Annotated in this window: 19 protein-coding genes; 10 read left to right on the plus strand and 9 right to left on the minus strand. The window is 74.6% G+C overall.

The genetic code is table 11. The annotated features are described in order from the left end of the window. The coding region (locus tag FHE66_RS13150) for a citrate/2-methylcitrate synthase (protein WP_139073432.1) at positions 1-845 on the plus strand (845 nt) is incomplete at its 5' end. Between the two features lie 257 nt (positions 846-1,102). Next, positions 1,103-2,224 carry a phosphoserine transaminase gene (serC, locus tag FHE66_RS13155; protein ID WP_139073433.1) on the plus strand — a complete coding sequence of 374 codons (1,122 nt, stop codon included), beginning with the start codon at positions 1,103-1,105 and terminating at the stop codon, positions 2,222-2,224. A gap of 144 nt (positions 2,225-2,368) precedes the next feature. Here the strand turns inward: serC and FHE66_RS13160 are convergent, their stop codons facing one another. Next, on the minus strand, positions 2,369-3,127 hold the full coding sequence (locus FHE66_RS13160) for a signal peptidase I (RefSeq protein ID WP_176554780.1): 759 nt from the start codon (positions 3,125-3,127) through the stop codon (positions 2,369-2,371). 184 nt (positions 3,128-3,311) lie between these two features. On the opposite strand from FHE66_RS13160, the gene FHE66_RS13165 reads away from it, so the two are divergent. After that, positions 3,312-5,351: a metallophosphoesterase family protein gene (locus FHE66_RS13165; RefSeq protein WP_176554781.1), complete on the plus strand. Its 2,040-nt coding sequence runs from the start codon at positions 3,312-3,314 to the stop codon at positions 5,349-5,351. A 75-nt stretch (positions 5,352-5,426) separates the two neighbouring features. Further along, positions 5,427-6,227, plus strand: coding sequence for a bifunctional hydroxymethylpyrimidine kinase/phosphomethylpyrimidine kinase (gene thiD, locus FHE66_RS13170; RefSeq protein ID WP_139073435.1), 801 nt, complete (start codon positions 5,427-5,429; stop codon positions 6,225-6,227). Positions 6,228-6,345: 118 nt separating this feature from the next. Here the strand turns inward: thiD and FHE66_RS13175 are convergent, their stop codons facing one another. Further along, on the minus strand, positions 6,346-7,677 hold the full coding sequence (locus FHE66_RS13175; RefSeq protein ID WP_139073436.1) for an MFS transporter: 1,332 nt from the start codon (positions 7,675-7,677) through the stop codon (positions 6,346-6,348). After that, positions 7,674-8,135 carry a MarR family winged helix-turn-helix transcriptional regulator gene (locus FHE66_RS13180; protein WP_139073437.1) on the minus strand — a complete coding sequence of 154 codons (462 nt, stop codon included), beginning with the start codon at positions 8,133-8,135 and terminating at the stop codon, positions 7,674-7,676. The genes FHE66_RS13175 and FHE66_RS13180 overlap by 4 nt, the downstream gene beginning before the upstream one ends. A 186-nt stretch (positions 8,136-8,321) precedes the next feature. Between FHE66_RS13180 and FHE66_RS13185 the strand changes: the two genes are divergently transcribed. Beyond that, the gene (locus tag FHE66_RS13185; protein WP_139073438.1) at positions 8,322-9,533 is read left to right on the plus strand and encodes a cobalamin-independent methionine synthase II family protein; all 1,212 of its coding nucleotides are present in this window, start codon (positions 8,322-8,324) and stop codon (positions 9,531-9,533) included. 69 nt (positions 9,534-9,602) lie between these two features. Here the strand turns inward: FHE66_RS13185 and FHE66_RS13190 are convergent, their stop codons facing one another. Then, on the minus strand, positions 9,603-11,066 hold the full coding sequence (locus FHE66_RS13190; protein WP_139073439.1) for an NCS2 family permease: 1,464 nt from the start codon (positions 11,064-11,066) through the stop codon (positions 9,603-9,605). A gap of 78 nt (positions 11,067-11,144) precedes the next feature. On the opposite strand from FHE66_RS13190, the gene FHE66_RS13195 reads away from it, so the two are divergent. Then, a complete protein-coding gene (locus tag FHE66_RS13195) occupies positions 11,145-11,402 on the plus strand; it encodes a DUF2530 domain-containing protein (protein WP_139073440.1) in 258 nt (85 codons plus the stop codon). A gap of 51 nt (positions 11,403-11,453) precedes the next feature. On the opposite strand, the gene FHE66_RS13200 is transcribed toward FHE66_RS13195, so the two are convergent. The 3 genes from FHE66_RS13200 to FHE66_RS13210 form a co-directional block, all read right to left on the minus strand. Beyond that, the gene (locus tag FHE66_RS13200) at positions 11,454-12,668 is read right to left on the minus strand and encodes an MFS transporter (protein ID WP_139073441.1); all 1,215 of its coding nucleotides are present in this window, start codon (positions 12,666-12,668) and stop codon (positions 11,454-11,456) included. A 62-nt stretch (positions 12,669-12,730) separates the two neighbouring features. Continuing rightward, complete coding sequence (locus FHE66_RS13205; protein WP_139073442.1) at positions 12,731-13,555, minus strand: DUF3027 domain-containing protein; 825 nt, start codon at positions 13,553-13,555, stop codon at positions 12,731-12,733. A 20-nt stretch (positions 13,556-13,575) separates the two neighbouring features. Then, positions 13,576-13,959, minus strand: coding sequence for a cold-shock protein (locus FHE66_RS13210; protein ID WP_139073443.1), 384 nt, complete (start codon positions 13,957-13,959; stop codon positions 13,576-13,578). 145 nt (positions 13,960-14,104) lie between these two features. Here FHE66_RS13210 and FHE66_RS13215 point away from each other — a divergent pair, with 145 nt between their 5' ends. Then, complete coding sequence (locus tag FHE66_RS13215; protein ID WP_139073444.1) at positions 14,105-15,886, plus strand: SseB family protein; 1,782 nt, start codon at positions 14,105-14,107, stop codon at positions 15,884-15,886. Next, the gene (locus FHE66_RS13220) at positions 15,883-18,117 is read left to right on the plus strand and encodes a helicase-associated domain-containing protein (protein WP_139073445.1); all 2,235 of its coding nucleotides are present in this window, start codon (positions 15,883-15,885) and stop codon (positions 18,115-18,117) included. Before FHE66_RS13215 ends, FHE66_RS13220 begins: the two co-directional genes overlap by 4 nt. On the opposite strand, the gene FHE66_RS13225 is transcribed toward FHE66_RS13220, so the two are convergent. Continuing rightward, positions 18,114-18,683 (minus strand): potassium channel family protein, encoded by a 570-nt coding sequence (locus tag FHE66_RS13225; RefSeq protein ID WP_139073446.1) that lies wholly within the window; start codon positions 18,681-18,683, stop codon positions 18,114-18,116. The genes FHE66_RS13220 and FHE66_RS13225 overlap by 4 nt on opposite strands. An 89-nt stretch (positions 18,684-18,772) precedes the next feature. Here FHE66_RS13225 and FHE66_RS13230 point away from each other — a divergent pair, with 89 nt between their 5' ends. Continuing rightward, on the plus strand, positions 18,773-20,422 hold the full coding sequence (locus FHE66_RS13230; RefSeq protein ID WP_139073447.1) for a DNA repair helicase XPB: 1,650 nt from the start codon (positions 18,773-18,775) through the stop codon (positions 20,420-20,422). 12 nt (positions 20,423-20,434) lie between these two features. Here FHE66_RS13230 and FHE66_RS13235 read toward each other — a convergent pair whose 3' ends face one another. Beyond that, on the minus strand, positions 20,435-21,409 hold the full coding sequence (locus tag FHE66_RS13235; protein WP_139073448.1) for a Gfo/Idh/MocA family protein: 975 nt from the start codon (positions 21,407-21,409) through the stop codon (positions 20,435-20,437). A 198-nt stretch (positions 21,410-21,607) separates the two neighbouring features. Here FHE66_RS13235 and FHE66_RS13240 point away from each other — a divergent pair, with 198 nt between their 5' ends. Further along, positions 21,608-22,519, plus strand: coding sequence for a hypothetical protein (locus tag FHE66_RS13240; protein WP_139073449.1), 912 nt, complete (start codon positions 21,608-21,610; stop codon positions 22,517-22,519). Positions 22,520-22,535: the final 16 nt, after the last annotated feature.

The following is a 22,535-nucleotide window of genomic DNA, read 5'->3' on the forward strand; positions in this document are numbered from 1 at the left end:
CCGCCCTCCCCCCTGCCGAGCCCTTCCCGCTGCCGGTGCGCACCGGCGACGCCCGGGTCGACGTGCAGAGCGCGATCGCCCAGCTCGCCCCCGTGTGGGGCTTCCGCCCGCTGCTCGACATCCCGCCCGAGCGCGCCCGGCAGGACCTCGCCCGCGCCTCGGTGCTCGCGCTGTCCTACGTCGCGCAGTCCGCTCGTGCCCCGGAGCTGCCGGCCATCCCCCAGCGGCAGGTCGAGGAGGGCCGGTCGGTCGCCGAGCGGTTCCTCATCCGCTGGTGCGGCTCGGCCCGGCCCGACCACGCCCAGGCGCTCGACGCCCTGTGGGCCGTGGTCGCCGAGGACGGCCCCGACTCCCCCTCGACCCGCATCGCCCGGATCGTCGCCGGCACTGGCGCGGACGTCGGCGCGTGCCTGTCCGGGGCGGTGTCCGCGGTGAGCGGTCCGCTCGCCGCCGGCGCGGCCGCCCGGGCCCAGCAGCTCGCCGTCCAGGTGAACGACGGGCTCGACCCGGCCGAGGCCGTCCGCACCGCCCTGCGTGAGCAGACCGTCGTCCCCGGGCTCGTCCCCGCCGCGCGCGACCCGCGCGCCGAGATGCTGCGCGAGGTGTGCCGCAGGCTCGACGCGCGGCTGTTCGAGGCCGGGCGGGCGCTGGAGCGGGCAGGCCGGGACCTCGTCGCCGAGCGCTCGGGCCGCCCGGCGAGCGCCAACGTCGTCTTCTGGGGTGCGCTCCTGCTCGACCACGTCGGCTTCGCGCCGCGCCTGTTCAACGCGCTCATCGTGTGCGGCCGGACCGCCGGCTGGTCCGCCCACGTCCTCGACACCCGCGCCCAGCTCCTCACCCCCTGACCCCCCGACAGCCGCCCCACCCCCTGACCCCGCGACAGCCGACTTCCGCCCGACAGCCGACTTCCCCGCGACAGCCGACTTGCTCCCGACAGCCGACTTCCGCCCGACAGCCGACTTCCCCGCGACAGCCGACTTCCGCACGACAGCCGACTTCCGCACGACAGCCGACTTCCGCGCGACAGCCGACTTCCGCACGACAGCCGACTTCCGCGGACGCCTCGGCCCTCCCGCGTCCTCCCGGTGGCAGGATTCTGACCATGACCTCCTCCGTGCAGATCCCCGCCGAGCTCCTGCCCGCGGACGGCCGCTTCGGCTGCGGCCCGAGCAAGGTGCGCCCCTCGCACGTCGCCGCCCTCGCCGCCGTCGGTGAGACGCTGCTCGGGACCTCGCACCGTCAGGCGCCGGTGCGCTCCCTCGTCGGCCGGGTCCGGGAGGGCGTCGCCGACCTGCTCGGCGCACCGGAGGGGTATGAGGTCGTGCTCGGCAACGGTGGCTCGACGGCGTTCTGGGACGCCGCCGCGTTCGGGCTCGTCCGCGAGCGCGCGGCGCACGCCGCCTTCGGGGAGTTCGGCCAGAAGTTCGCGACGGTCACCCGCCGGGCGCCGTTCCTCGCCGAGTCGCACGTCGTCACCGCCGAGCCGGGCTCGCTCGCGCGGCTGGGCCCGGTCGACGGCGTCGACGTCTACGCCTGGCCGCAGAACGAGACCTCGACCGGCGTCGTCGCGCCCGTCGAGCGCGTGCCCGACGACGGCGCCCTCGTCTGCGTGGACGCGACCTCGGCCGCGGGCGGGGTCCCCGTCGACCTCGCCGAGACCGACGTCTACTACTTCGCCCCGCAGAAGAACTTCGGGTCCGACGGCGGACTGTGGCTCGCGGTCATGTCCCCCGCCGCGCTCGCGCGCGTCGAGGAGATCGCCGCGAGCGGCCGGTGGGTGCCGGACTTCCTGTCCCTGGCGGCCGCCGTCGAGAACTCACGCAAGGACCAGACCCTCAACACCCCCGCGATCGCCACCCTCGTGCTCATGGCCGAGCAGCTCGACTGGATGCGCGACCAGGGCGGCCTCGCCTGGGCCGCCGCCCGCAGCGCACGCTCGGCGGAGATCCTCTACGGCTGGGCCGCGGAGCGCGAGTGGGCGACGCCGTTCGTCGCCGAGCCGGCGCACCGCTCCCCCGTCGTCGGCACGATCGACCTCACCGACGACGTCGACGCCTCCAAGGTGACGGCGGTGCTGCGCGAGAACGGCGTGGTCGACGTCGAGCCGTACCGCAAGCTCGGCCGCAACCAGCTGCGCGTCGGCATGTTCCCCGCCGTCGACCCCGACGACGTCCGTGCGCTCACGACGTGCGTCGACCACGTGGTCGGGGCGCTGCGCGGCTGAGGCACACGCGGAAGTCGGCTCTCGCGCAGAAGTCGGCTCTCGCGCGAAAGTCCGCTCTCGCGCGAAAGTCCGCTCTCGCGCGAAAGTCCGCTCTCGCGCGGACTCGGCTCTCGCGGGGAGGGCTGCGGCCGTCGAGCGGCGGGCTCAGCCCCGCCCGGCGGTGACGCGCGCGACGTCCTCGAGCTCGCCGAGCGCCTGCCGGGCGAGCGCGACGTCCACGGCGCGCGAGACCGTGGCGACCTCACCGAGCAGCTCCGCCCCACCGGTCGGCGGCGTGCGGCGTCCCGCACTCCGGGTCCAGGCCGGGACGTCCGCCGCGGCGGGGACCGCCTCGCGCCCTGCCTGCCGCTCCCGCGCCACCGCGCCCACCTGCGCCGCGGCGTAGCCGAACAGCGCGAGCGCCACGACGAGGAGCCCGAGCGCCTTGGTGTGCCCCGTGAGCACCGTCGCGACGTACCCGGCGAGCGGCACCCAGTACCGCACCTCGCCTCGGATCTGGGTCTCGGTCACCTCCCACCCGTCGACGGCGTCGTTCGCGTCGCCCTGGGTGACGAACGTCGGGCCGGCGGCCGAGTCGGTCCGCGCGACGATGCGGTGCGTGACGAGCGTCGGGTTGTCCGGGTAGGGCATGACCGTGACGACGTCGCCGACCTCGAGGGTGGCGACGTCGCGGACCGGGGCGACGACGACCTGGCTGCCGGTGGGGATGGTCGGCTCCATCGAGCCGGTGAGCACCGTGAGGGGCGCCCAGCCGAGGAGCCGCGGGAGGACGACGAGCAGGGCCAGGACCACGAGGAGTCCGGCGAGCACGACGGCGGGCACCAGCCGGGCGAGCAGCATGGGGGTGAGTCGTCGGGGCCGTTGGACGTCCCGGTGACGGGCGGTGAAGACGACGTTGCTCACGGGGTTCTCCTGGTCTCGGGCCCGGCGGGTACCGGCGGGGTGGGCGCGAGCGCCCGGCACCGGTCCACCCTCCCCCGCCCACCTCAACCACCCCCGCCTGCCCCCGCAGGCGCGGCTCAGGACTTCCTCAGCGTTCACCCGTTCGACACGTGCCGTTTGTCCGGTTCTGCTTGCATGAGTGGCTATGACCACACACAGACACCGTCGTCCGCTCGTCCGGACGTGCGGCCTGGCCGCCACAGCCGCCCTCGCGTTCGCCGCCCTCGCGGGAGCGCCCGCGAGCGCCGCCACCGAGGACTTCCGCATCCAGCCCTACCTGCAGAGCCCGACGTCGTCGTCGATGCTCGTGACCTGGTTCTCCTGGGAGGAGGAGCCCGGGCAGCTCGAGGTCCCCGGCCGCGCGCCGCTCGTCTCCGCCCCCGAGCTCCAGGAGCACCTCGACTGGACCGACAACAACCGGCAGCAGGCGGTGGACAACCCGGAGTGGGGCGACTGGTTCCGCGAGGGCCGCAACTACCGCCACCAGGTGCTCGTCGAGGGCCTGGAGCCGGGCACGACGTACGAGTACACCGTGCGCCAGGGCGACTCGGAGGTCACCAGCACCCTCACCACCGCCCCCACCCGGGAGGACTGGGACCACATCCGCTTCACCGCGATATCGGACTCCGAGACCGAGCCGGCCGGGCGGGTGACGCACCGGGAGTGGGTGCCGGGCGTCGTCGCCGAGGGCAGCGAGCGCCCGTCGCCCACCGACTCGCTGTGGGCGCAGACCTTCGGGTCGGAGGACCGCCAGGGCGAGCGGATCCTGCGCTACGCGCTCACCGAGGACCAGGGCTTCGCCGCGAACCTGGAGATCGTCGCCGAGCGCGACCCCGACCTCATGCTCTTCGCCGGTGACCTCGTCCAGGGCGGCGGCTTCCAGCCGGCGTGGGACGAGTGGTTCCGCTACCTGAGCGGGGACGTCGGGCAGCTGGCGCAGAGCCGCCCGGTCGTCACCGCGATCGGCAACTGGGAGCCCTACGGCGCCTCCGACGGCGCGTACACGATCCCCGCGGTCATCGACGGGCGCGCGTCCTACCGCAGCTACTTCACCCCGCCGAGCAACGGCACCCCCGAGCACCAGAGCAACTACCACCGCGTCGACCACGGGCCGCTCACCGTGCTCACCCTCGACTCCACCAAGGGTCTGCCCGACGACCACCGCGACAGCTACCCGGAGGCGGAGCGTCTCACCGGCCGCGAGTTCACCGGGCCCGGCACCGACACCCAGTCGAGCTACACCTCCACCGCCTACGAGGAGGGCGGCGGCACCGACCTCTCGCCCTACAACCCGGGCAGCGTCCAGTGGGAGTGGGCGGTGGAGCAGCTCGCCGACGCGCGGGAGCAGGGCCAGGTCGTCGTCGTCCAGTTCCACCACGCGCCGTACTCCTCCGGGGAGCACGGCCTGCCGATGAATCACGTGGAGTCCTCCGGCCAGGGCGGCCCGCCGATGCGCGTGTACAGCGAGCTGTTCGAGGAGTACGGCGTCGCCGCCGTCATCTCGGGCCACTCGGAGATGTTCGAGCGCTCGTGGGTGGACGTCGACGGCGACGGCAGGGGCATCAACTACTACGACGTCGGCGTCGCGGGTGACGGCCTGCGCGGTGAGCGCCACGAGAACGGCAACCTGCTGTCCGCGCCGCTGCTCGAGTACAACCCCTACCGCGTGTGGTCGGCCGACCAGTTCGAGCCGGAGGTGTGGGACGGGGAGGTGCTCGTCGACGGCGGCAAGCACTACGGGCACCTCGAGGTGAACCTCGAGCGCAGCGCCGCGCGCAGCCAGGCGGGCGTCGCCGCGACGATGACGCTCACGCCCGTCTACTCCTTCCCGCTGCTCGACGAGGACCTCACCGTCCTCGGCACCGAGCGCCGCACCTACGACGACGAGGTCGTCCTGCTCATCGGCGAGGACGGCACGGTGCTCCCCGACGCCCCCGCGCCCACCCCGACGCCCACCGAGGACCCCGAGCCGACGGAGCCGCCGGCGTCCCCCGCGGAGCCGACGACGCCGCCGCCCGCCGGCTCGGACGCCGACGCGGGCGAGCAGCCGGCAGCCCCGGCCCCGCCGAACGCCCCCGGTGGCGGGAGCCTGCCGAGCACCGGCGCGCCGGTGGGGGTTGCGGCCCTCGCGGCGCTCGCGCTCGTCGGCGCCGGCCTGCTCCTGCGGCGGCGACTGACTCACTGAGACAGCGGTACCTGAGGACCAGCCCGGCGGCTTACGCTGGGCCGGTCCTTTCGTCCTCACGCACGGGAGCAGAACGTGACCCAGCTCGCCTACGTCATCGCCGGCTCGGAGGCGACCGGCGGTGCCGGCATCCAGGCTGACCTCCGCACCTACCAGCAGCTCGGTGTCTACGGGGTCGGCACGATCACGTGCATCGTCTCCTTCGACCCGAAGAACGACTGGGCACACCGCTTCGTCCCGGTCGACCCGCAGGTCATCGCCGACCAGATCGAGGCCGCGACGGCCACCCACGACCTCGACGTCGTCAAGATCGGGATGCTCGGCACCCCGGCGACGATCGACGTCGTCGCCCGCGCGCTGCGCGCCCAGCCGTGGCGCCACGTCGTCCTCGACCCGGTGCTCATCTGCAAGGGCCAGGAGGCCGGCGCGGCACTCGACACCGACATCGCGCTGCGCGAGCAGGTGCTGCCGCTGGCCACCGTCGTCACCCCGAACATGTTCGAGACCCGCACCCTGTCGGGGATGGACACCATCGAGTCGGTGGAGGACCTCGCCGAGGCCGCTCGCCGCATCCACGCCCTCGGCCCGAGGTACGTGCTCGCCAAGGGCGGGGTGGAGCTGCCGGGTGAGGACGCCGTCGACGTCCTGTTCGACGGCGAGGAGGTCACGGTCCTCTCCGAGCCGAAGATCGGCCAGGAGCGCGTCTCCGGTGCCGGCTGCACGCTCGCGGCGGCGACGGCGGCCGAGCTCGCCAAGGGAGCGGACGTGCACGAGGCGGTCCGCACCGCCAAGGCGCTCGTCACCGCCGGCATCCGCGCCCGGGTGGGCGCGCGGACCCCGTTCGACTCGGTGTGGCAGGGCGCCTACACCGCCTGACCGGCGGCGGCCCGGCCCGGACACGGCTCTGGGACGCCCCTTCGCGTGCCGATGGCGCGCTGCAGGGGGCGTCCCGGGGCGCCACGGGGCGTCCCCGAGGAGGCGGAAGAGGGGCTGGCTACATGCCCGTCACGTTCTCCGCGTCGGAGGCGCCGAGGCGGGCCGTGGCCTCCTCGTGGGACCGGGCGCGCTCGCTCGGGCCGACCATCGACACGTGCGGCCGGTGGCGCAGGCGGTAGGTGACCTCGACGTGCCAGCTCCGCTTGGCCCACAGGGTGGCGGCGAGGGCGACGACCATCGAGGCGATCGCGCCCACACCGATGGACCAGCGGGCGCCGAGCGTCTCCCCGACCCACCCGATGAGGGGTGCACCGATGGGGGTCGTGCCGAGGAACACCATCATGTACAGGCTCATCACCCGCCCGCGGAACTGCGGGTCGGTGGACATCTGCACGGTGGCGTTCGCGGCGGTCATCATCGTGAGCGAGGTGAGGCCCACCGGGATGGTCATGAGCGCGAAGAGCTCGTAGGTCGGCATGAGCGCCATGACCCCGGAGGTGAGGCCGAAGGCGAACGCGGCCCCGAGGACCAGGCGCACGCGCGGCCGCTTGCGGCGGGCCGCGAGCAGCGCGCCGCTGAGGGAGCCGATGGCCATGATCGAGCCGAGGATGCCGTACTGCCCCGCGCCCTTGTCGAAGACCTCGGTGGCCATGAGCGCGCTCGTCAGCTGGAAGTTCAGCCCGAGGGCGCCGACCACGCCGACGACCACCATGATCGTCATGATGTCGCTGCGCCCGCGCACGTAGGCGAACCCGTCGCGGATCTGCCCCTTCCCGCGGGAGGTGTGCGGCAGCGCGTGGAGCTCGTCCTTGCGCATGAGGGTGAGCGAGAGGATCGTCGCGGCGAAGCTCACCGCGTTGATGATGAAGACCCACCCGGGTCCGACGACGGCGATGAGCAGGCCGGAGACGCCCGGCCCGATGAGTCGGGCGGCGTTGAAGGACGCGCTGTTGAGGCCCACGGCGTTGGGCAGGCTGGCGGGCGGCACCATCTCGGCGACGAACGTCTGGCGCACCGGGTTGTCCAGCGCGGTGACGACGCCGAGCGCGAGCGCGAAGACGTAGACGTGCCACAGCTGGGCGTGGCCGCTGAGCACGAGCGCGCCCAGGCCCGCGGCGAGCACGCCGAGGGCGGTCTGGGTGGCGATGAGGAGCTTGCGGCGCGGCAGCCGGTCGGCGAGCAGCCCGCCGAACGGGCTGAGCAGGAGCATCGGGAGGAACTGCAGGCCGGTGACGATGCCGACGGCCACACCGGAGTTGTCCGACAGCTCGGTGAGCACGAGCCAGTCCTGGGCCACGCGCTGCATCCACGTGCCGACGTTGGCGACGAGCGCCCCGGCGAACCACAGCCGGTAGTTGAAGAACCTCAGTGAGGCGAAGGTCGACCTCATACGTCGGCCACCCGCCGGAGGATCGCCACGGCCGCCGCGAGGGTGGCGCGCTCCTCGGCAGTGAGGCCGTGCAGGAGGTCGTCCATCCAGGCGTTGCGCAGCCGGCGGGTCTCCCCGACCACGCCGGCGCCCTTCTCGGTGAGCTCGATGAGCACCTGGCGTCCGTCGGTCGGGTGGCCGGTGCGCGCCACCAGCCCGGCGGTCTCGAGGGCGGCGATCGTCCGGGTCATCGTGGGCGGCTGGACGCCGTCGCGCTCGGCGAGCGAGCGCGGGGTCGTGGGTCCGTGGTGGGTCAGGCCGGCGAGCACGCAGTACTGGGCCTCGCTGAGATCCTCGCGGCCGGCCTCGGAGCGGATCTTGCGGGACAGCCGCAGGACCGTCACGCGCAGGTCGGAGGCCAGGTCAGGATCGGCGGGGACGCGGCTCGCCGTCGTCGTTGAGGGCGAGGTGGTGGGCATGCCCCCACTCTAGATCGTTAGTTCAGCGAACGAAACAGGCGAATCGGGTGAGGTCGACCACCCGGGCACGCCGACGTCCACCATGCGAGACGACGACGGCGGCCGCGCCCGGCTCCTGGACCGCCCGGGGACGCTCCGGGCCGGGTGCGACGATGACGGCTCCACGACGAACCGGAGGTACTGACCGTGCGCTCGAGCTCCGACCGCATCCTCACCACCCACGCCGGCAGCCTGCCGCGCACGCCCGAGCTGCTCGCCGCCAACGCCGCGCGCCAGGCCGGCGAGGCACCGGCGGGCTTCGCCGACCTCCTCGCCGGGGAGGTCACTGACCTCGTCCGGCGCCAGGTCGAGGCGGGCATCGACGTCGTGGGCGACGGCGAGTACGGCAAGGCGATGAGCTCGCCGGTCGACTACGGCGCCTGGTGGTCCTACTCCTTCCAGCGCACCGGCGGCCTGGAGATCATCGACGACGCCTCCTGGGCCACCGCCGACGTGCAGTCCGCCCCCGGGGACACCCGCCTCACCGGCTTCCTGCACCGCCGCGACCGGGCGCTGTTCGCCGACGCGTACGCCGACCCGACGTCCGGCATCTTCACCGGCGACCCCAAGGCCAGCCCGTTCCCCTCGTGCACCGGCCCGCTGACCTACACCGGCCAGGACGCGATCGCGGCGGACATCGCCAACCTCACGGCCGCGCTGGAGCGCACGGGCGCCGAGGAGGGGTTCCTCACCGCCCTGTCCCCGGGCAGCGCCTCGCGCATCACCAACCGGTACTACGCGAGCGAGGAGGAGTTCGTCTACGCGTGGGCCGACGTCCTGCGCGAGGAGTACCGCGCGATCATCGACGCGGGCCTCGTCCTGCAGATCGACGACCCCTCGATCGCGGAGAACTTCGACCAGATCACCCCCGAGCCGAGCGTCGAGGACTACGCCGCCTTCACCCGGCTGCGCGTCGAGGCGCTGAACTACGCGCTGCGCGACCTGCCGGAGGACCGCATCCGCTTCCACCTGTGCTGGGGCAGCTGGCACGGCCCGCACACGACCGACATCGCGATGGCCGACATCGTCTCGACGATGCTGCAGATCAACGCCGGCGCCTACTCCTTCGAGGCCGGCAACGTCCGCCACGAGCACGAGTGGAAGGTGTGGCAGGACGTCGAGCTGCCCGAGGGCAAGCTCATCCTCCCGGGCGTCGTCTCGCACGCGACGAACGTCGTCGAGCACCCCGAGCTCGTCGCCGACCGCATCGAGCGCTTCGCCGCCGGGGTGGGCCGCGAGCGGGTCGTCGCCTCGACCGACTGCGGTCTCGGCGGGCGCATCCACCCGCAGATCGCCTGGGCCAAGCTCGAGACGCTCGCCCAGGGCGCGCGGATCGCGAGCGAGCGCCTCTGGGGCTGAGCCGGGACGACGAACGCGGCGGTGACCGGTGAGGTCACCGCCGCGTTCGCGTCGCGGGGGGGGGCGGTCTCAGAGACCGAGCAGGTCCTGGATCGGGCCGAGCGCGAAGTAGATGACGAAGAGCACGGCGACCGCCCACATCAGCCAGTGCACCTTGCGGGCGCCGCCCTTCTTCGCCGCGGCGAGCACGACGTAGGCGATGAAGCCCGCGCCGATGCCCACGCTGATCGAGTAGGAGAAGGGCATGAGGATGATCGTGAGGAACGCGGGCACCGCGATCGACAGGTCGCGCCAGTTGATGTCGGTGACCTGCTGCATCATGAGGAAGCCGACGACGACGAGCGCGGGCGTCGCCGCCTCGTAGGGCACGAACTGCGCGAGCGGGGCGAGGAAGATCGACAGCAGGAACGCGATCCCGGTGACGACCGACGTCAGGCCGGTGCGCCCGCCGTCGCCCACGCCGGCCGCGGACTCGATGTAGCTCGTGTTGGACGAGACGCCCCCGGCACCACCGGCCGCCGCGGCGACCGAGTCGACGATGAGGATGGAACGCGTGCGCGGCGGGTTGCCCTCCTCGTCGAGCAGCCCGGCCTCGGAGCCGACGGCGACCATCGTGCCCATCGTGTCGAAGAAGTCGGCGAGCATGAGGGAGAAGATGAGCAGCGCCGCGGAGACGATCCCGAGCTTGGTGACGGCACCGACGAGGGAGAACTGACCGAGGGTGAGGAACTCGGGGAGGCTGAAGATCGACCCCTCGATCGCCGGGACGGTCAGGCCCCAGCCACCGACGTCCCCGTCGGCCCGCAGGCCGACGTCGGCGACGGCCTCGATGACGCCGGCGAGGATCGTGGCCACGACGACGCCGATGAGGATGGCCCCGCGGACCTTCTTCACGAAGAGGATGAGGATGAGGAACAGGCCGACGATGAAGACGACGGACGGCCACCCGACGATGGAGCCGTTGTGCCCGAGCTCGAGGGGCGTGCCTCCGGGGCGGACGATGCCCGCGTTGACCAGGCCGATGAGCGCGATGAACAGGCCCAGGCCCACCGAGATGGCGACCTTGAGCTGCTGGGGCACCGCGCGGAAGACCGCCTCGCGCAGTCCGGTGAGCACGAGGACGAGGATGAGGAGGCCCTCGAGCACGACGATGCCCATGGCGTCGGCCCAGGTCATCCCCGGCAGCCCGACGATGGTGTAGGCGACGACGGCGTTGAGGCCGAGTCCCGCGGCCAGGGCCAGCGGGAAGTTGGCCACCGCGCCCATGAGGATCGACATGAGGCCGGCGACGAGCGCCGTGCCGGCCGCGACGGCGGCGAAGTTCGGGCCGTCGGTGCCCCCACCGAGGAAGGCGCCGGTGCTGTCCGGGGTGGAGAGGATCAGCGGGTTGAGGACGAGGATGTAGGACATCGCGAAGAACGTGACGATGCCGCCGCGGATCTCGCGTCCGACGGTGGAGCCCCGCTCGGAGATCTGGAAGTGGCGGTCGAGCCAGCTGCGGTTGTGAGTGCGCGTCGGCGCAGTGGTGGACATGGCCAGAATGGTGCCAGAGACCGCGCCCCGCTCGGCGGGTTGCCCACCTTTCGGTGACCCCGGCTTACGATCGGAGACATGCGCCTGCCGGAGACCCGCTCGGAGGACCTGCCACCCGTGCGGGTCAACACCGTGACGATGTTCCTCACCGGCACGGTCGCGTGGGTGCTCGCCCTCGTCGTCGTCCTCGTCCTGCAGGCGACCGGCCGGGAGGTCTCCGGCGGCGTGCAGATCTGCCTCACCGGGATCGGGCTCGGTCTGCTCGGGGTCGCGTGGGCCGTGCCGCGTCAGCGCCGCGCGCAGCGCCGCGAGGCCGCGCAGCCGCCCACGCCCTGAGCTCGGCCGCCACCGAGCGCCCACTCTCACCCCACCGCTGGGGCGCAGCCCTCAGAGCAGGCCGGCCCGACGGCGGGTGGTGCGGTTGGCGTGGACCGACCAGCGCGGCACCCACCGGCCCAGGGCGCCCGCGGCCGCCGTGCCCGAGGCGGCCATGACCCAGACCCCGGCGGCGAGTGACCCGGCCGCCGCCCCTCCGGCGACGACGAGCGGGCCGAGCGCGGCCCCGCCGTCCTGGAACATCCGCCAGATGCCGAGGAACTGGGCCCGTTCACCGGGCGGTGCGGTGTCGGCGCCGAGGGTCATGAGGATGCCCGAGCTCATCCCGTTGCCCAGGCCGAGGAGGACGGCGACGGCGCTGAGCGCACCGACCGTGCCGGTGAGCGGCAGCAGGGCCATCGCCGCGCCCATGGTGAGCATCGCGGGGATGCCGATCCACAGCCGGCCGTGGGAGTCCATGACCTTGCCCGCCGGGTAGAACAGGAGCATGTCGGCGCCACCGGCGATGCCGAAGATGATGCTCGTCACTGCCGGGTCGAGGCCGAGGTGCTCACCCCACAGCGGCAGCACGGTCTGCCGTGCGCCGCGCACCGCGCCGACGAGCAGCACTGCCACGCCGAGGGTGGCGAACACCTGCCGGTGCTCGGCGAGCACGGAGCGCAGCGAGCGGGTCGGGGTCGGGGCACCCTCGCCGCCCGGGCGGTCGCCGGGCCGGCGGTCGGGGCCGACTGCGGCGATGACGGCGGTCGCGACCAGGGAGGTGCCGAGCGCGAGCCAGTAGGCCGCGCGCACGTCACCGCCGTGGATCACCGCTGCGCCCGCGAACGGCCCGATGAACAGCCCGATCCGGTGGACGCCGGCGAGCGTGGACAGCACCCGGGCCCGGCGCAGCGGCGGGGTGATCTCGGTGAGGTAGGCGTGCCGGGCCAGGTTGAACACGGCGTTCGCAGCGCCGATGAGCAGGACGCACACGCCGAGCACCCCGAGGCTGGGCGCCAGGGCGCACCCGGCGAGCCCCGCCGTCGCCACCATCCCGGCGAGGAGCATGGCCCCGCGGTCCCCCAGGCGGGCGGCGAGCGCCCCGGCCGGCAGGTCGGCGAGCAGCTGGCCCAGCGGCAGCAGCGCCGCCATGAGCCCGGCGAGCGCGAGCGAGGCGCCGAGCCCGGTCGCGGTGATCGGGACGATCGGCAGGACGGCACCCACACCGATCTCGAAGACGAGGGACGGGAGGAACGCCCCGAGCACGACGGTGCGCACCGGGAACATGGGTTCCCGGCCCGTCCCACCGGGCCGCCCCCCTCCCCGCCGGGGCGAGGAGGAGGGCGTGCTCACGGCTGGTCCGGACCGGCCTGCGGGTCGCCGGAGGAGGCCTGGCCGAGGGAGACGACCTCGAGGTCGAGCTCGTCGATGACCGGCTCGGACGGGTTCCACACGCTCGGCCGCTTGCGCTCGCCCGTCTCGGAGTGCGCACCGCAGCCGTGGTCGAGGCTGACGACCCCGCCGTCGTCGGGCGACCACTCGTTGGCGCACACGCCGAAGACCTGGCGCAGCGAGCCGGCGAGCGGGAGGAAGAAGGCGCACGTCGAGCAGGGGGCGTCGGCGGCGCGCGCGCTGGGCGCGTTCGGGCCCCGCTCCCCGTCGTACCAGCGGGTGGCGGCCTGGCGGCGTCCTTCGGGGGACAGCACGCGTTCGCGCCCGAGCCCGACCTCGTAGGCGACGTCGTGGCCGAGGACGTCGGCGTCCTCACCGGTCGCCTCGTAGCCCGCCTCGAGCCGGTCGTCCTCGCCGTTGTACGGCAGCTCGTCGGTGGGGCCGACGTCGCTCGGACGCAGGCGCTGGGACCACGGCACCCACCGGGGGGCCAGGACGGAGTCCTCACCGGCCAGGTGGTTGACCTCGACGACGGTGGCCCGGCGCGCCCGCGGCGGGCGCGCCACGGTCACCGCCCAGTACCAGCCGCGGTAGCCGGGCTTGAGCGACTCGAAGACGTGCGTGAGGAGGCGGGGGCCCTCGAACACGTAGCCGACGTGCTCACCTACCTGGTCCGCCCCGACGTCCTCGACGACGGCCTCGCGCGCGACGTCACCAGCCGCGGCAAGCACCGATTCCTTGGTGGGCGGGGTTGGGCGGGGCACGAGGACGGCAGCTGTCACGTCGTCGATCCTAAGCGCTATCAGGCGTCGAACTGGTCGGCGAGCACCCGCAGGACCTGCGCGAGCTTGGTCCCGCGCGTCCCGTCGGGGTAGCGACCACGGCGCAGGTCGGCGGAGGCACGGTCGAGCTCACGGATGAGGTCCTCGACGATCGGGACCATGTCCTCGGCCGGACGGCGCTGGGCGCGCACGACCGACGGCGGCGGCTCGAGCAGCCTCACGGAGAGCGCCGAAGGGCCCTTCCTGCCGTCGGCGACACCGAACTCCACCTTGGTCCCGGGCTTCGGGTTGGGGTTGTCGGCGGGCAGCGCCGAGGCGTGGAGGAACACCTGGTCACCGTCGTCCGCGGTGATGAAGCCGAATCCGCGGTCCTGATCGAACCACTTGACCTTGCCGGTAGGCACGTGAGGGCCCTCTCTGGAGACGGTGCGGGGGCGGGAAGCATGGGGTGCGAGCATGGGGTGCGGTGTGCCGCCCGGCCAGGATACCGGCCGAGCGGCACGAACGGTCGGCGCTATACCGTGGGCGAAACCGCGGAAGGACGAGGACATGACGCAGCAGCCACCGGACACCCTGCAGCAGCAGGTGCTGGGCCAGCTCGCCCGCTGGGTGGTCACCGGTCTGCCGGTGGAGCCCGGCTGGGACGAGCTGCACCTCTACCTGCGCCCGCTGCGCGACGCGGTGTCCTTCCGCCTCGTCGAGGTGCGCGGGCAGGAGCGCGGCGCCCGGCTCGGGCGCCTCACCCCCGACCAGGCACCCCACGCCCTCGCCCGCCGGCTGCAGGACCTCGGCGTCGACGGCGGCAGCGGCACGTGGGTCGAGGCGGCCCTCACGCTGGCCGCCACCGGCTGGCCGACGCCGACCTACACGGTGACCGGCCGGTTCAACCGCGACGCCGACCCCGCGCCGTGGCGCGAGGGCGACGCGCCCCTCGACGCGACCGACCTCGTCCACCACCTCACCCGCTACCCCCGCCGCGCCGAGGCGGTGCCGGCGTGGATGTCCGAGCGGGTCGCCGCCGCCGGGCTGGACCTGCCGCCCTACCGCGAGGACACCGCCGCCGAGGCGGCACCGCCCGCGAGCACCCCCGGGGAGCGGCGCCGGGTCGAGGCGATCGACGTCGTCGTCGACCGGGACGGTCCGACGCTGCCCGACGGCACCCGCCCCGGCCGCCGGAGGCTGCGGCTGGGCGGCTCGCTCGGCCTGCACGACGTCCTCGAGACCGTCGGCGTCCCGCTCCCGTTCGTCGACGACCACGGGACGTGGATCGTGCGCGCCGGGGAGAGCCGCACCGACGGGCCGGTGATCGCCGTCGTCGAGCAGGGAGCGGGCGCCTCGACGGGCGCGGTGCCCTCCGTGCGGGTCCACCTCGTCACCGACGCCCAGCCCGCCGACCTCGCCGACGACGACGGCCGCCTGCCCCTGTACTACTGCTCCGCGCCCGGTGAGCTGCAGGTCGTCCTCGACAGCGCCCGCCTGGGCGAGGTCACGCTGCCGCCGCGGCCGGTGACCCCGCCGGACAACGAGCCGGTGCGCGCCGCCGTCGCGGAGTTCGCCGCGGAGCCCGGCCCCAAGCGGATGCTCGACGTCCTGCGCCAGGTGCTCGGCGGACGCCTCGTCGTCGACGCGACCGGCTCCGAGCTGCCCTCCCCCGGCGCCCCGAGCCCCGAGCTGCGTCTGGCCACGCTCACCGCGCCGGACGGCAGCCGGGCGCTGGGCGTCTTCACGAGCAACGCCGCGCTCGTCGAGTTCCGCCGCACCGCGGGCGGCCCGGGGACCGTCACCGGCATCGCGCAGCACGGCACCCGGCTGCTGGAGATGTTCCACGGCTCGTCCGAGCTCACCTGGTTCATCGTCGACCCGGCCGGCCCCTCGTGCGCCATCGGGCACAAGGAGGCCGAGCTCGCGCTGGCGGCGCCGAGCGCCGTCGCGGTCAAGGACCTCCTCGCCCGTGACCACACGACCCAGGAGCTGCTCGCCGCGCTGAGCGAGCCCGACGCCACGCTGTTCATCGCCCACGCCGAGATCGAGGGACGCACCGGCCCGGTGCTCGTGCGCGACCGCTCCGACGGCCGCCCGCTCATGCTCGCCTTCACCTCCCCGGTGGAGGTCACGGCCTACAACCAGAAGGTCGGGGTCCGCCGGCTGCCGGTCGGGGCGGTGTTCGAGCTCGTGCTCGCCAACCGGGCCAAGGCGCTGGTCCTCAACCCCGGCGGGCCGCGCGCGGTGCTGCCCTCCGCGCAGGTGTGGCACGCGCTCGGCAACCCGGACCTGCCGCCCGTGACGGAGCCCGCGCCCGGCACCCCCGACGACGCTCCGGGCGGTCCGTGAGCACCGCGCGCCTCGCCGACGTCGTCGCCGCCCTCGCCGGGCTCAGTGACGACGGGCTCGTCACGCTCCTGCGCGACCGGCCCGACCTGCCCGTCCCGCCCCCCGCCCACCTCACGGCGCTGGCCGCCCGCGCCGTGTCCCGGCCGTCCGTCGAGCGGGCGCTGGCCGGGCTGGACCGCCACACCCTCGACGTCGCGGAGTCGGTGTGCGCCCTCGCCGCGCTCGGGCCGGTGACCCCGCAGGCGGTGGCGAAGGCGCTGGGCACGCCGAAGCGGCAGGTCACCGACGCGTGGGCGACGCTCACCCGGCTGCTGCTCGTCGTCGACGGGCTGCCCGTCGCGGCGCTGCTGGAGACGCTCGGCCCCTACCCGGCCCGCCTCGGGCCGCCCCTGGCCGCCCTCACCGGCACCCACGAGCCGGTGACCACCGCCGAGCGGCTGGCGCAGGTCATGGCCGACGCGCCGCCCGCCGCGCAGCGGGTGCTCGACGCGCTCGTCGCCGGGCCGCCGGTGGGTGTGACGAGCGGGGAGCCGGGCACCCGGTGGCTGCTCGACCACGGCGTGCTCCAGCGGCTCGGCGCGAGCCAGGTCGTCCTGCCGCTGGAGACCGGGCTCGCCGCCCGCGGCGGACGCACGCACCTCACGACCCAGCCCGTGCCACCGGCCGTCGCGGCACCGACCCGGCCCGCCGCCGTCGTCGCCGCCGAGTCGACGCGCGCCGCGGAGGAAGCCGTGCGGCTCGTCGGGCTCGTCGTGCGCGAGTGGTCCCTCGAACCGGTGCCCGCGCTGCGCAGCGGCGGCCTCGGGGTGCGCGAGCTGCGCCGGCTCGCGGCCGAGCTCGACCTCGCGCCCGAGCGGGCCGCGACCGTCGTCGAGCTCGCCGCGGCGGCCGGACTGGTCGTGCCCGACGACGACGGCGAGCGCACCGTGTTCGTCCCCGCCGCCGCGGCCGCGGACTGGAGCGAGGACGAGCTGGCCGACCGGTGGGCGGTGCTCGCGACCGCGTGGACAGGCTCGACACGCATGCCGTGGCTCGTGGGCACGCGCGACGACCGCGGGACGCTGCGCGCGGCGCTCGGCCCGGGCCTGGAGCGCGGCTGGGTGGCCCGGCTGCGGCGCCGGGTGCTCGCCGCGCTCGCGGAGCTGCCCGCCGGGACCGCCCCGGGCGCGGCGGACGTCCACGCCCTCCTGCGCTGGCGCGCCCCGCGCGCCACGCCCCCGGAGGCGAGCGTGGCGGCGGTGCTCGCCGAGGCGGAGCTGCTCGGTCTCACCGGCGCCGGGGCGCTGTCCACGGCCGGCCGCGCCGTGGCCGCAGGGGAGGAGCCGGCCGACGTCGCAGCGGCGCTCGCTGCGGACCTGCCCGAGCCGGTGGGCGAGATCCTCCTCCAGGGCGACCTCACCGCCGTCGTGCCGGGACGCCCCACCCGCGAGCTGGCCGAGCTGCTCGGGCACGTCGCGGACGTGGAGAGCCGGGGTGCGGCGCTCACCGTGCGGTTCACGGCGGAGTCGGTACGGCGGGCGCTGGACGAGGGGCTGGCGGCCGACGCGCTGCTCGCCGACCTGGCCAGCGCCTCCCGCACACCGCTGCCGCAGGCGCTGGAGTACCTCGTGCGCGACTCCGCGCGGCGTCACGGGCGCCTGCGGGTGGGCGGGGCGGGCAGCTACCTGCGCACGCCCGACGAGGCGACCACCCGCGCGCTGCTCACCGACCCGCAGCTCGCGACGCTCGGGCTGCGTGAGCTCGCCCCCACCGTGCTCGTCAGCCCCGCCTCACCGGGTGAGCTCCTCGAGACGCTGCGGCGCAGCGGTGCCGCGCCGGTGCTCGAGGGGCCCGCCGGCGCGGTGTCGCTCGGCTCGCGGGCGGGCGCCCGGCGGTCGGTGCGGGCGGCCACGCTCGTGCGCCGCGCCGGGGAGGTCCAGGTCCAGGGGCCCGACGACGCCGCCCTCACCGCGCTCGTCGGCCGGATGCGCCAGGGCCAGACCCGCGCCGAGCAGCGCGACGACCTGCCCGCCACCGACCCTGTCCACACCGTCGCCGCGCTGCGGGAGGCCGCGAGCGCCGGCAGCCAGGTGCGCGTCGAGGTCATCGGTGCGAGCGGCCGGCCCGAGCGGCGCCGGGTGCGCCCGCTGAGCGTCGAGGGCGGCCGGGTGCGGATGCTCGACCTCGACCGCGAGGCCGAGCTCGTCGTCGCCGTCCACCGGATCAACGCCGTCGGGGCGATCGACGGCTAGCCCGGCGGCCGCGGCGCTTCGCCGTCGTCGCCGGGTGGTGCCCCAGGTCCGCCCGCGGCGTGACGCAGGCTGATCCTCACCGCGCCGAGGAAGACCTGGACCACCAGGCCGAGGAGGACGAGGCCGGTGACCATCTGGACGGTGACGACGACGCGCGCCGGCTGCGAGACCGCGGCGATGTCACCGAAGCCGACCGTCGCGAGCGTGGCGACGGTGAAGTACAGGGCGTCGGTGCGGTCGACCGGCTCGGTGAAGGCACCGGGCTCACGGGCCGACATGGCCGTGTAGGCACCGGCGAAGAGGAGGACGTACAGCGGGATCGAGGTCGCCAGCGCCTCCACCGCGCGCAGCCGCGGGGAGGGGGAGATGACCACCGCCCGCAGCTGCCACACCAGCAGCGCGCCCAGGACCACGAGCCCGACGACGAGCACGACCGGAGCACCGCCCCGCTCCAGCGGGAGCGCGTAGTAGACCGCCAGCAGCACCACCCCGGTCAGCAGCGGACGCAGCAGCGTCCAGGGACGCACCCGGGGGCGTCCGGCGGAGAGGTCGGCAGGTCCACTCATCGCCGGTGATTGTCCTCCCAGGGCTCCGGGGCCGCAGGGGCGAGCGACGTCACCGTGACCGGAACGCCCGGAGACGCGACAATGGTCCGATGCCCGACGGCCCGCTCATCGTCCAGTCCGACAAGACCCTGCTCCTCGAGGTCGACCACCCGCGCGCCCGGGACGCCCGCCGCGCGATCGCCCCGTTCGCCGAGCTCGAGCGCGCCCCGGAGCACATCCACACCTACCGCCTCACCCCGCTCGGCCTGTGGAACGCGCGTGCCGCGGGCCACGACGCCGAGCAGGTGGTCAGCGCGCTCATCGACTACTCGCGCTACCCGGTCCCCCACTCCCTCCTCGTCGACGTCGCCGAGACGATGGACCGCTACGGGCGCCTCACCCTCCTCGCCCACCCCGCGCACGGGCTGGTCCTGGAGACGACCGACGTCCCCGTCCTCGAGGAGGTGCTGCGCTCCAAGCGCATCACCGGCCTGGTCGGCGAGCGGCTCGACGAGCGCACCGTCGTCGTCCACTCCAGCGAGCGCGGCCAGATCAAGCAGGCGCTGGTCAAGCTCGGCTGGCCGGCCGAGGACCTCGCCGGCTACGTCGACGGCGAGGCCCACCCGATCGCGCTCGACACCGGCGACTGGTCGTTGCGCCCCTACCAGGAGGAGGCCGTCGACGGGTTCTGGCACGGCGGCTCCGGCGTCGTCGTCCTCCCCTGCGGTGCGGGCAAGACGCTCGTCGGCGCCGGGGCGATGGCCCGCTCGGGCACGACGACGCTCATCCTCGTGACCAACACCGTCTCCGCCCGCCAGTGGCGTCACGAGCTGCTGCGCCGCACCACCCTCACCGAGGACGAGATCGGGGAGTACTCCGGCGCCCGCAAGGAGGTGCGCCCGGTGACGATCGCGACCTACCAGGTGCTCACCACCCGGCGGAAGGGTGTCTACCCGCACCTGGAGCTGCTCGACGCCCGCGACTGGGGCCTCATCCTCTACGACGAGGTCCACCTCCTGCCCGCCCCGATCTTCCGCATGACGGCCGACCTGCAGGCCCGTCGCCGCCTCGGCCTCACCGCCACGCTCGTGCGCGAGGACGGCCGGGAGGACGAGGTGTTCTCCCTCATCGGGCCCAAGCGGTACGACGCCCCGTGGAAGGACATCGAGGCCCAGGGCTACATCGCCCCGGCCGAGTGCACCGAGGTGCGCCTGACCCTGCCGCAGCACGACCGCATGGTCTACGCCACCGCCGAGGCCGACGAGCGCTACCGCCTCGCCGCGACGGCCGGCGGCAAGGAGCGCGTGGTCGAGGACCTCGTGCGCCGCCACCCCGGGGAGCAGGTGCTCGTCATCGGGCAGTACCTCGACCAGCTCGAGGACCTGTCGAACCGGCTCGACGCCCCGCTCATCACCGGCGCGACAACGGTCAACCAGCGCGAGGTCCTCTTCGACCGGTTCCGCGCCGGGGAGCTGCCCGTCCTCGTCGTGTCGAAGGTCGCGAACTTCTCCATCGACCTGCCCGAGGCGTCGGTCGCGGTCCAGGTGTCCGGGTCGTTCGGCTCGCGGCAGGAGGAGGCTCAGCGCCTCGGGCGCCTGCTGCGGCCCAAGGCCGACGGCAAGACGGCGCACTTCTACACGGTGGTCACCCGCGACACGGTCGACCAGGAGTTCGCCGCGCACCGCCAGCGGTTCCTCGCCGAGCAGGGCTACTCCTACCGGATCGTCGACGCCGAGGAGCTCGAGTCGCTCGACCGCTGATCCCGCCGGTCGCTACAGGTCGCCGAGCCGGGCGATCCCCTCGAGGGTCGCGGCGGTGCGGCGGGTGAGCGCCGCGTGCTCGAGGTCGGCCGCGCCGGTGCGCACGTTCTCGGCGAACCACGTGGCCTGCGCGCCGTACTGGTCGCCGTCGACCTCGAGGACCTCCCGGTCCTCGCCCCGCTCGACGACCACCCGCGCGGGCGCGTCGCGGCGGTCGGCCCGGAACGCGTCGGGCAGGTGGATCGTGCCCTCGCTGCCGATGAGCCGCGCCTCCGCGCGGAAGGCGGCGTCGAAGGAGCAGTGGAGGTTCGCGGTGAGCGCCCCGTACCGGGCGGTGACGGACACGCGGGTGGCCACCCCGCCCGGCTCGTCGCGATGGGAGACGACGCCGAGGTCGTCCGGCTCGCTGCCGGTGAGCCAGCCGAGCAGGTCCACCGGGTAGCAGCCGATGTCGTTGAGCGCGCCGCCGCCGAGGTCGCGCCGCAGCCGGATGTTCGGCGGCTCGGTGCGGGCGAGGGCGAAGTGGAAGGAGCTCTCCACGGTGACGAGCTCACCGATCGCCCCGCCGTCGAGCAGCTCGCGCACCCGTCGCAGCTGGGGGTGGTGGCGGTACATGAACGCCTCGGCGACCTGGACCCCGGCCCGGCGGGCGGCCGCCTCGACGGCGTCGAGCTCGGCCAGGCCCAGGACGATCGGCTTCTCGCACAGGACGTGCTTGCCGGCCTCGGCGGCCGCGACGGTCCAGCGGGCGTGCTCGGTGTTGGGCAGCGCGACGTAGACGACGTCGACCTCCGGGTCCGCGAGCAGCTCCTCGTGGCTGCCGTAGGCCCGCGCGATGCCGAGGTCGGCCGCGTAGCCGGGCGCCCGGCCGCTCGCCGAGCTCACCGCGAGGACCTCACTGGCCCCAGCCCGTCGGATCGCCGGGATCATCGCCGTCCGGGCGATGCCCGCCGCCCCCAGCACACCCCAGCGCAGCCCGTCCACCATCGTCTCCTCCTGTCGCCGTGACCGCCGCCAGCGTATCGCCGCCCAGCCGCGCACCCCGGCCCTGCGCCCCGCCCCGCCCCGCTCCCGTCGAGGTCGCACGTTCCGATCACCGGTCACCTGTTGTTTCGGCGGGACGGCGACGGGAACCGGCGACCTCGACGCAGGAGGGCGGGTGGCCGGCACGGCATGATGGGCGCGATGACGACGACGGCGGAGCACGTGGGCGAGCACGGCGAGCAGGTGGGCGCCGAGCTCGTCGCCGTCATCACGGCCGTGCAGAACGCCACCCCGCTCGTCCTCACCACCGCCGACGGCCGCCTGCTGCCCTCCGGCCCGCTCGTGCCCGGGCGCGGCACGATGCAGGCGAACCTGCGCGCGTGGGTCACCCGCCAGACCGGCTACGAGCTCGGGTACGTCGAGCAGCTCTACACCTTCGCCGACCGCAGCCGCGGCCCGCGGCCCGTCCTCGAGGTCTCCTACCTCGGCCTCACGACCGTCTCGTCCGTCACCCCCGGCTGGCGCTCGTGGCTGGACTACTTCCCGTGGGAGGACCAGCGCTCGGGCGACGACGGCGCCCTCGCCGCGCTCGCCCCGGCCCTCGAGCGGTGGGCCGAGGAGGACCCCGAGCAGGCCGAGCGCCGCCGGCTGCGCGTCGCGGTCACCTTCGGCCTCCACGGCCAGCCCTGGCCACCCGAGCTCACCCTCCAGCGCTACGAGCTGCTCTACGAGGCCGGCCTCGTCCCCGAGGCGCACGGCGGCGCCCCCACCCCGGGGACCGGGCAGCCGATGGACCGCGACCACCGCCGTATCCTCGCCACCGGCATCGGCCGGCTGCGCGCGAAGATCCAGTACCGCCCCGTCGTCTTCGAGATGCTCCCCGAGTCCTTCACCCTCGGGCGCCTTCAGACCACCGTCGAGGCCGTGGCCGGCCAGCTGCTCCACAAGCAGAACTTCCGCCGCCTCGTCGAGCAGCAGGACCTCGTCGAGGAGACGGGCGAGGTCGACTCCTCCACGGGCGGGCGCCCCGCCAAGCTCGTCCGCTTCCGTCGCGCCGTCCTCGACGAGCGCGAGGCCGCCGGGACGAAGCTGCCCATCGCCCGCTCCCGGTAGCGGCCCGCCCCGCGGG

Source organism: Georgenia sp. 311 (genome assembly GCF_006151955.1).
Lineage (GTDB): Bacteria > Actinomycetota > Actinomycetes > Actinomycetales > Actinomycetaceae > Oceanitalea > Oceanitalea wutianyii.

Excerpts from the sequence above, each read along its gene's own strand:
- serC (WP_139073433.1), top strand. The coding sequence starts at position 1,103 with ATGACCTCCTCCGTGCAGATCCCCGCCGAGCTCCTGCCCGCGGACGGC.
- FHE66_RS13165 (WP_176554781.1), top strand. The coding sequence starts at position 3,312 with ATGACCACACACAGACACCGTCGTCCGCTCGTCCGGACGTGCGGCCTG.
- FHE66_RS13175 (WP_139073436.1), bottom strand. The coding sequence starts at position 7,677 with ATGAGGTCGACCTTCGCCTCACTGAGGTTCTTCAACTACCGGCTGTGG.
- FHE66_RS13180 (WP_139073437.1), bottom strand. The coding sequence starts at position 8,135 with ATGCCCACCACCTCGCCCTCAACGACGACGGCGAGCCGCGTCCCCGCC.
- FHE66_RS13190 (WP_139073439.1), bottom strand. The coding sequence starts at position 11,066 with ATGTCCACCACTGCGCCGACGCGCACTCACAACCGCAGCTGGCTCGAC.
- FHE66_RS13195 (WP_139073440.1), top strand. The coding sequence starts at position 11,145 with ATGCGCCTGCCGGAGACCCGCTCGGAGGACCTGCCACCCGTGCGGGTC.
- FHE66_RS13200 (WP_139073441.1), bottom strand. The coding sequence starts at position 12,668 with ATGTTCCCGGTGCGCACCGTCGTGCTCGGGGCGTTCCTCCCGTCCCTC.
- FHE66_RS13215 (WP_139073444.1), top strand. The coding sequence starts at position 14,105 with ATGACGCAGCAGCCACCGGACACCCTGCAGCAGCAGGTGCTGGGCCAG.
- FHE66_RS13225 (WP_139073446.1), bottom strand. The coding sequence starts at position 18,683 with ATGAGTGGACCTGCCGACCTCTCCGCCGGACGCCCCCGGGTGCGTCCC.
- FHE66_RS13230 (WP_139073447.1), top strand. The coding sequence starts at position 18,773 with ATGCCCGACGGCCCGCTCATCGTCCAGTCCGACAAGACCCTGCTCCTC.
- FHE66_RS13235 (WP_139073448.1), bottom strand. The coding sequence starts at position 21,409 with ATGGTGGACGGGCTGCGCTGGGGTGTGCTGGGGGCGGCGGGCATCGCC.
- FHE66_RS13240 (WP_139073449.1), top strand. The coding sequence starts at position 21,608 with ATGACGACGACGGCGGAGCACGTGGGCGAGCACGGCGAGCAGGTGGGC.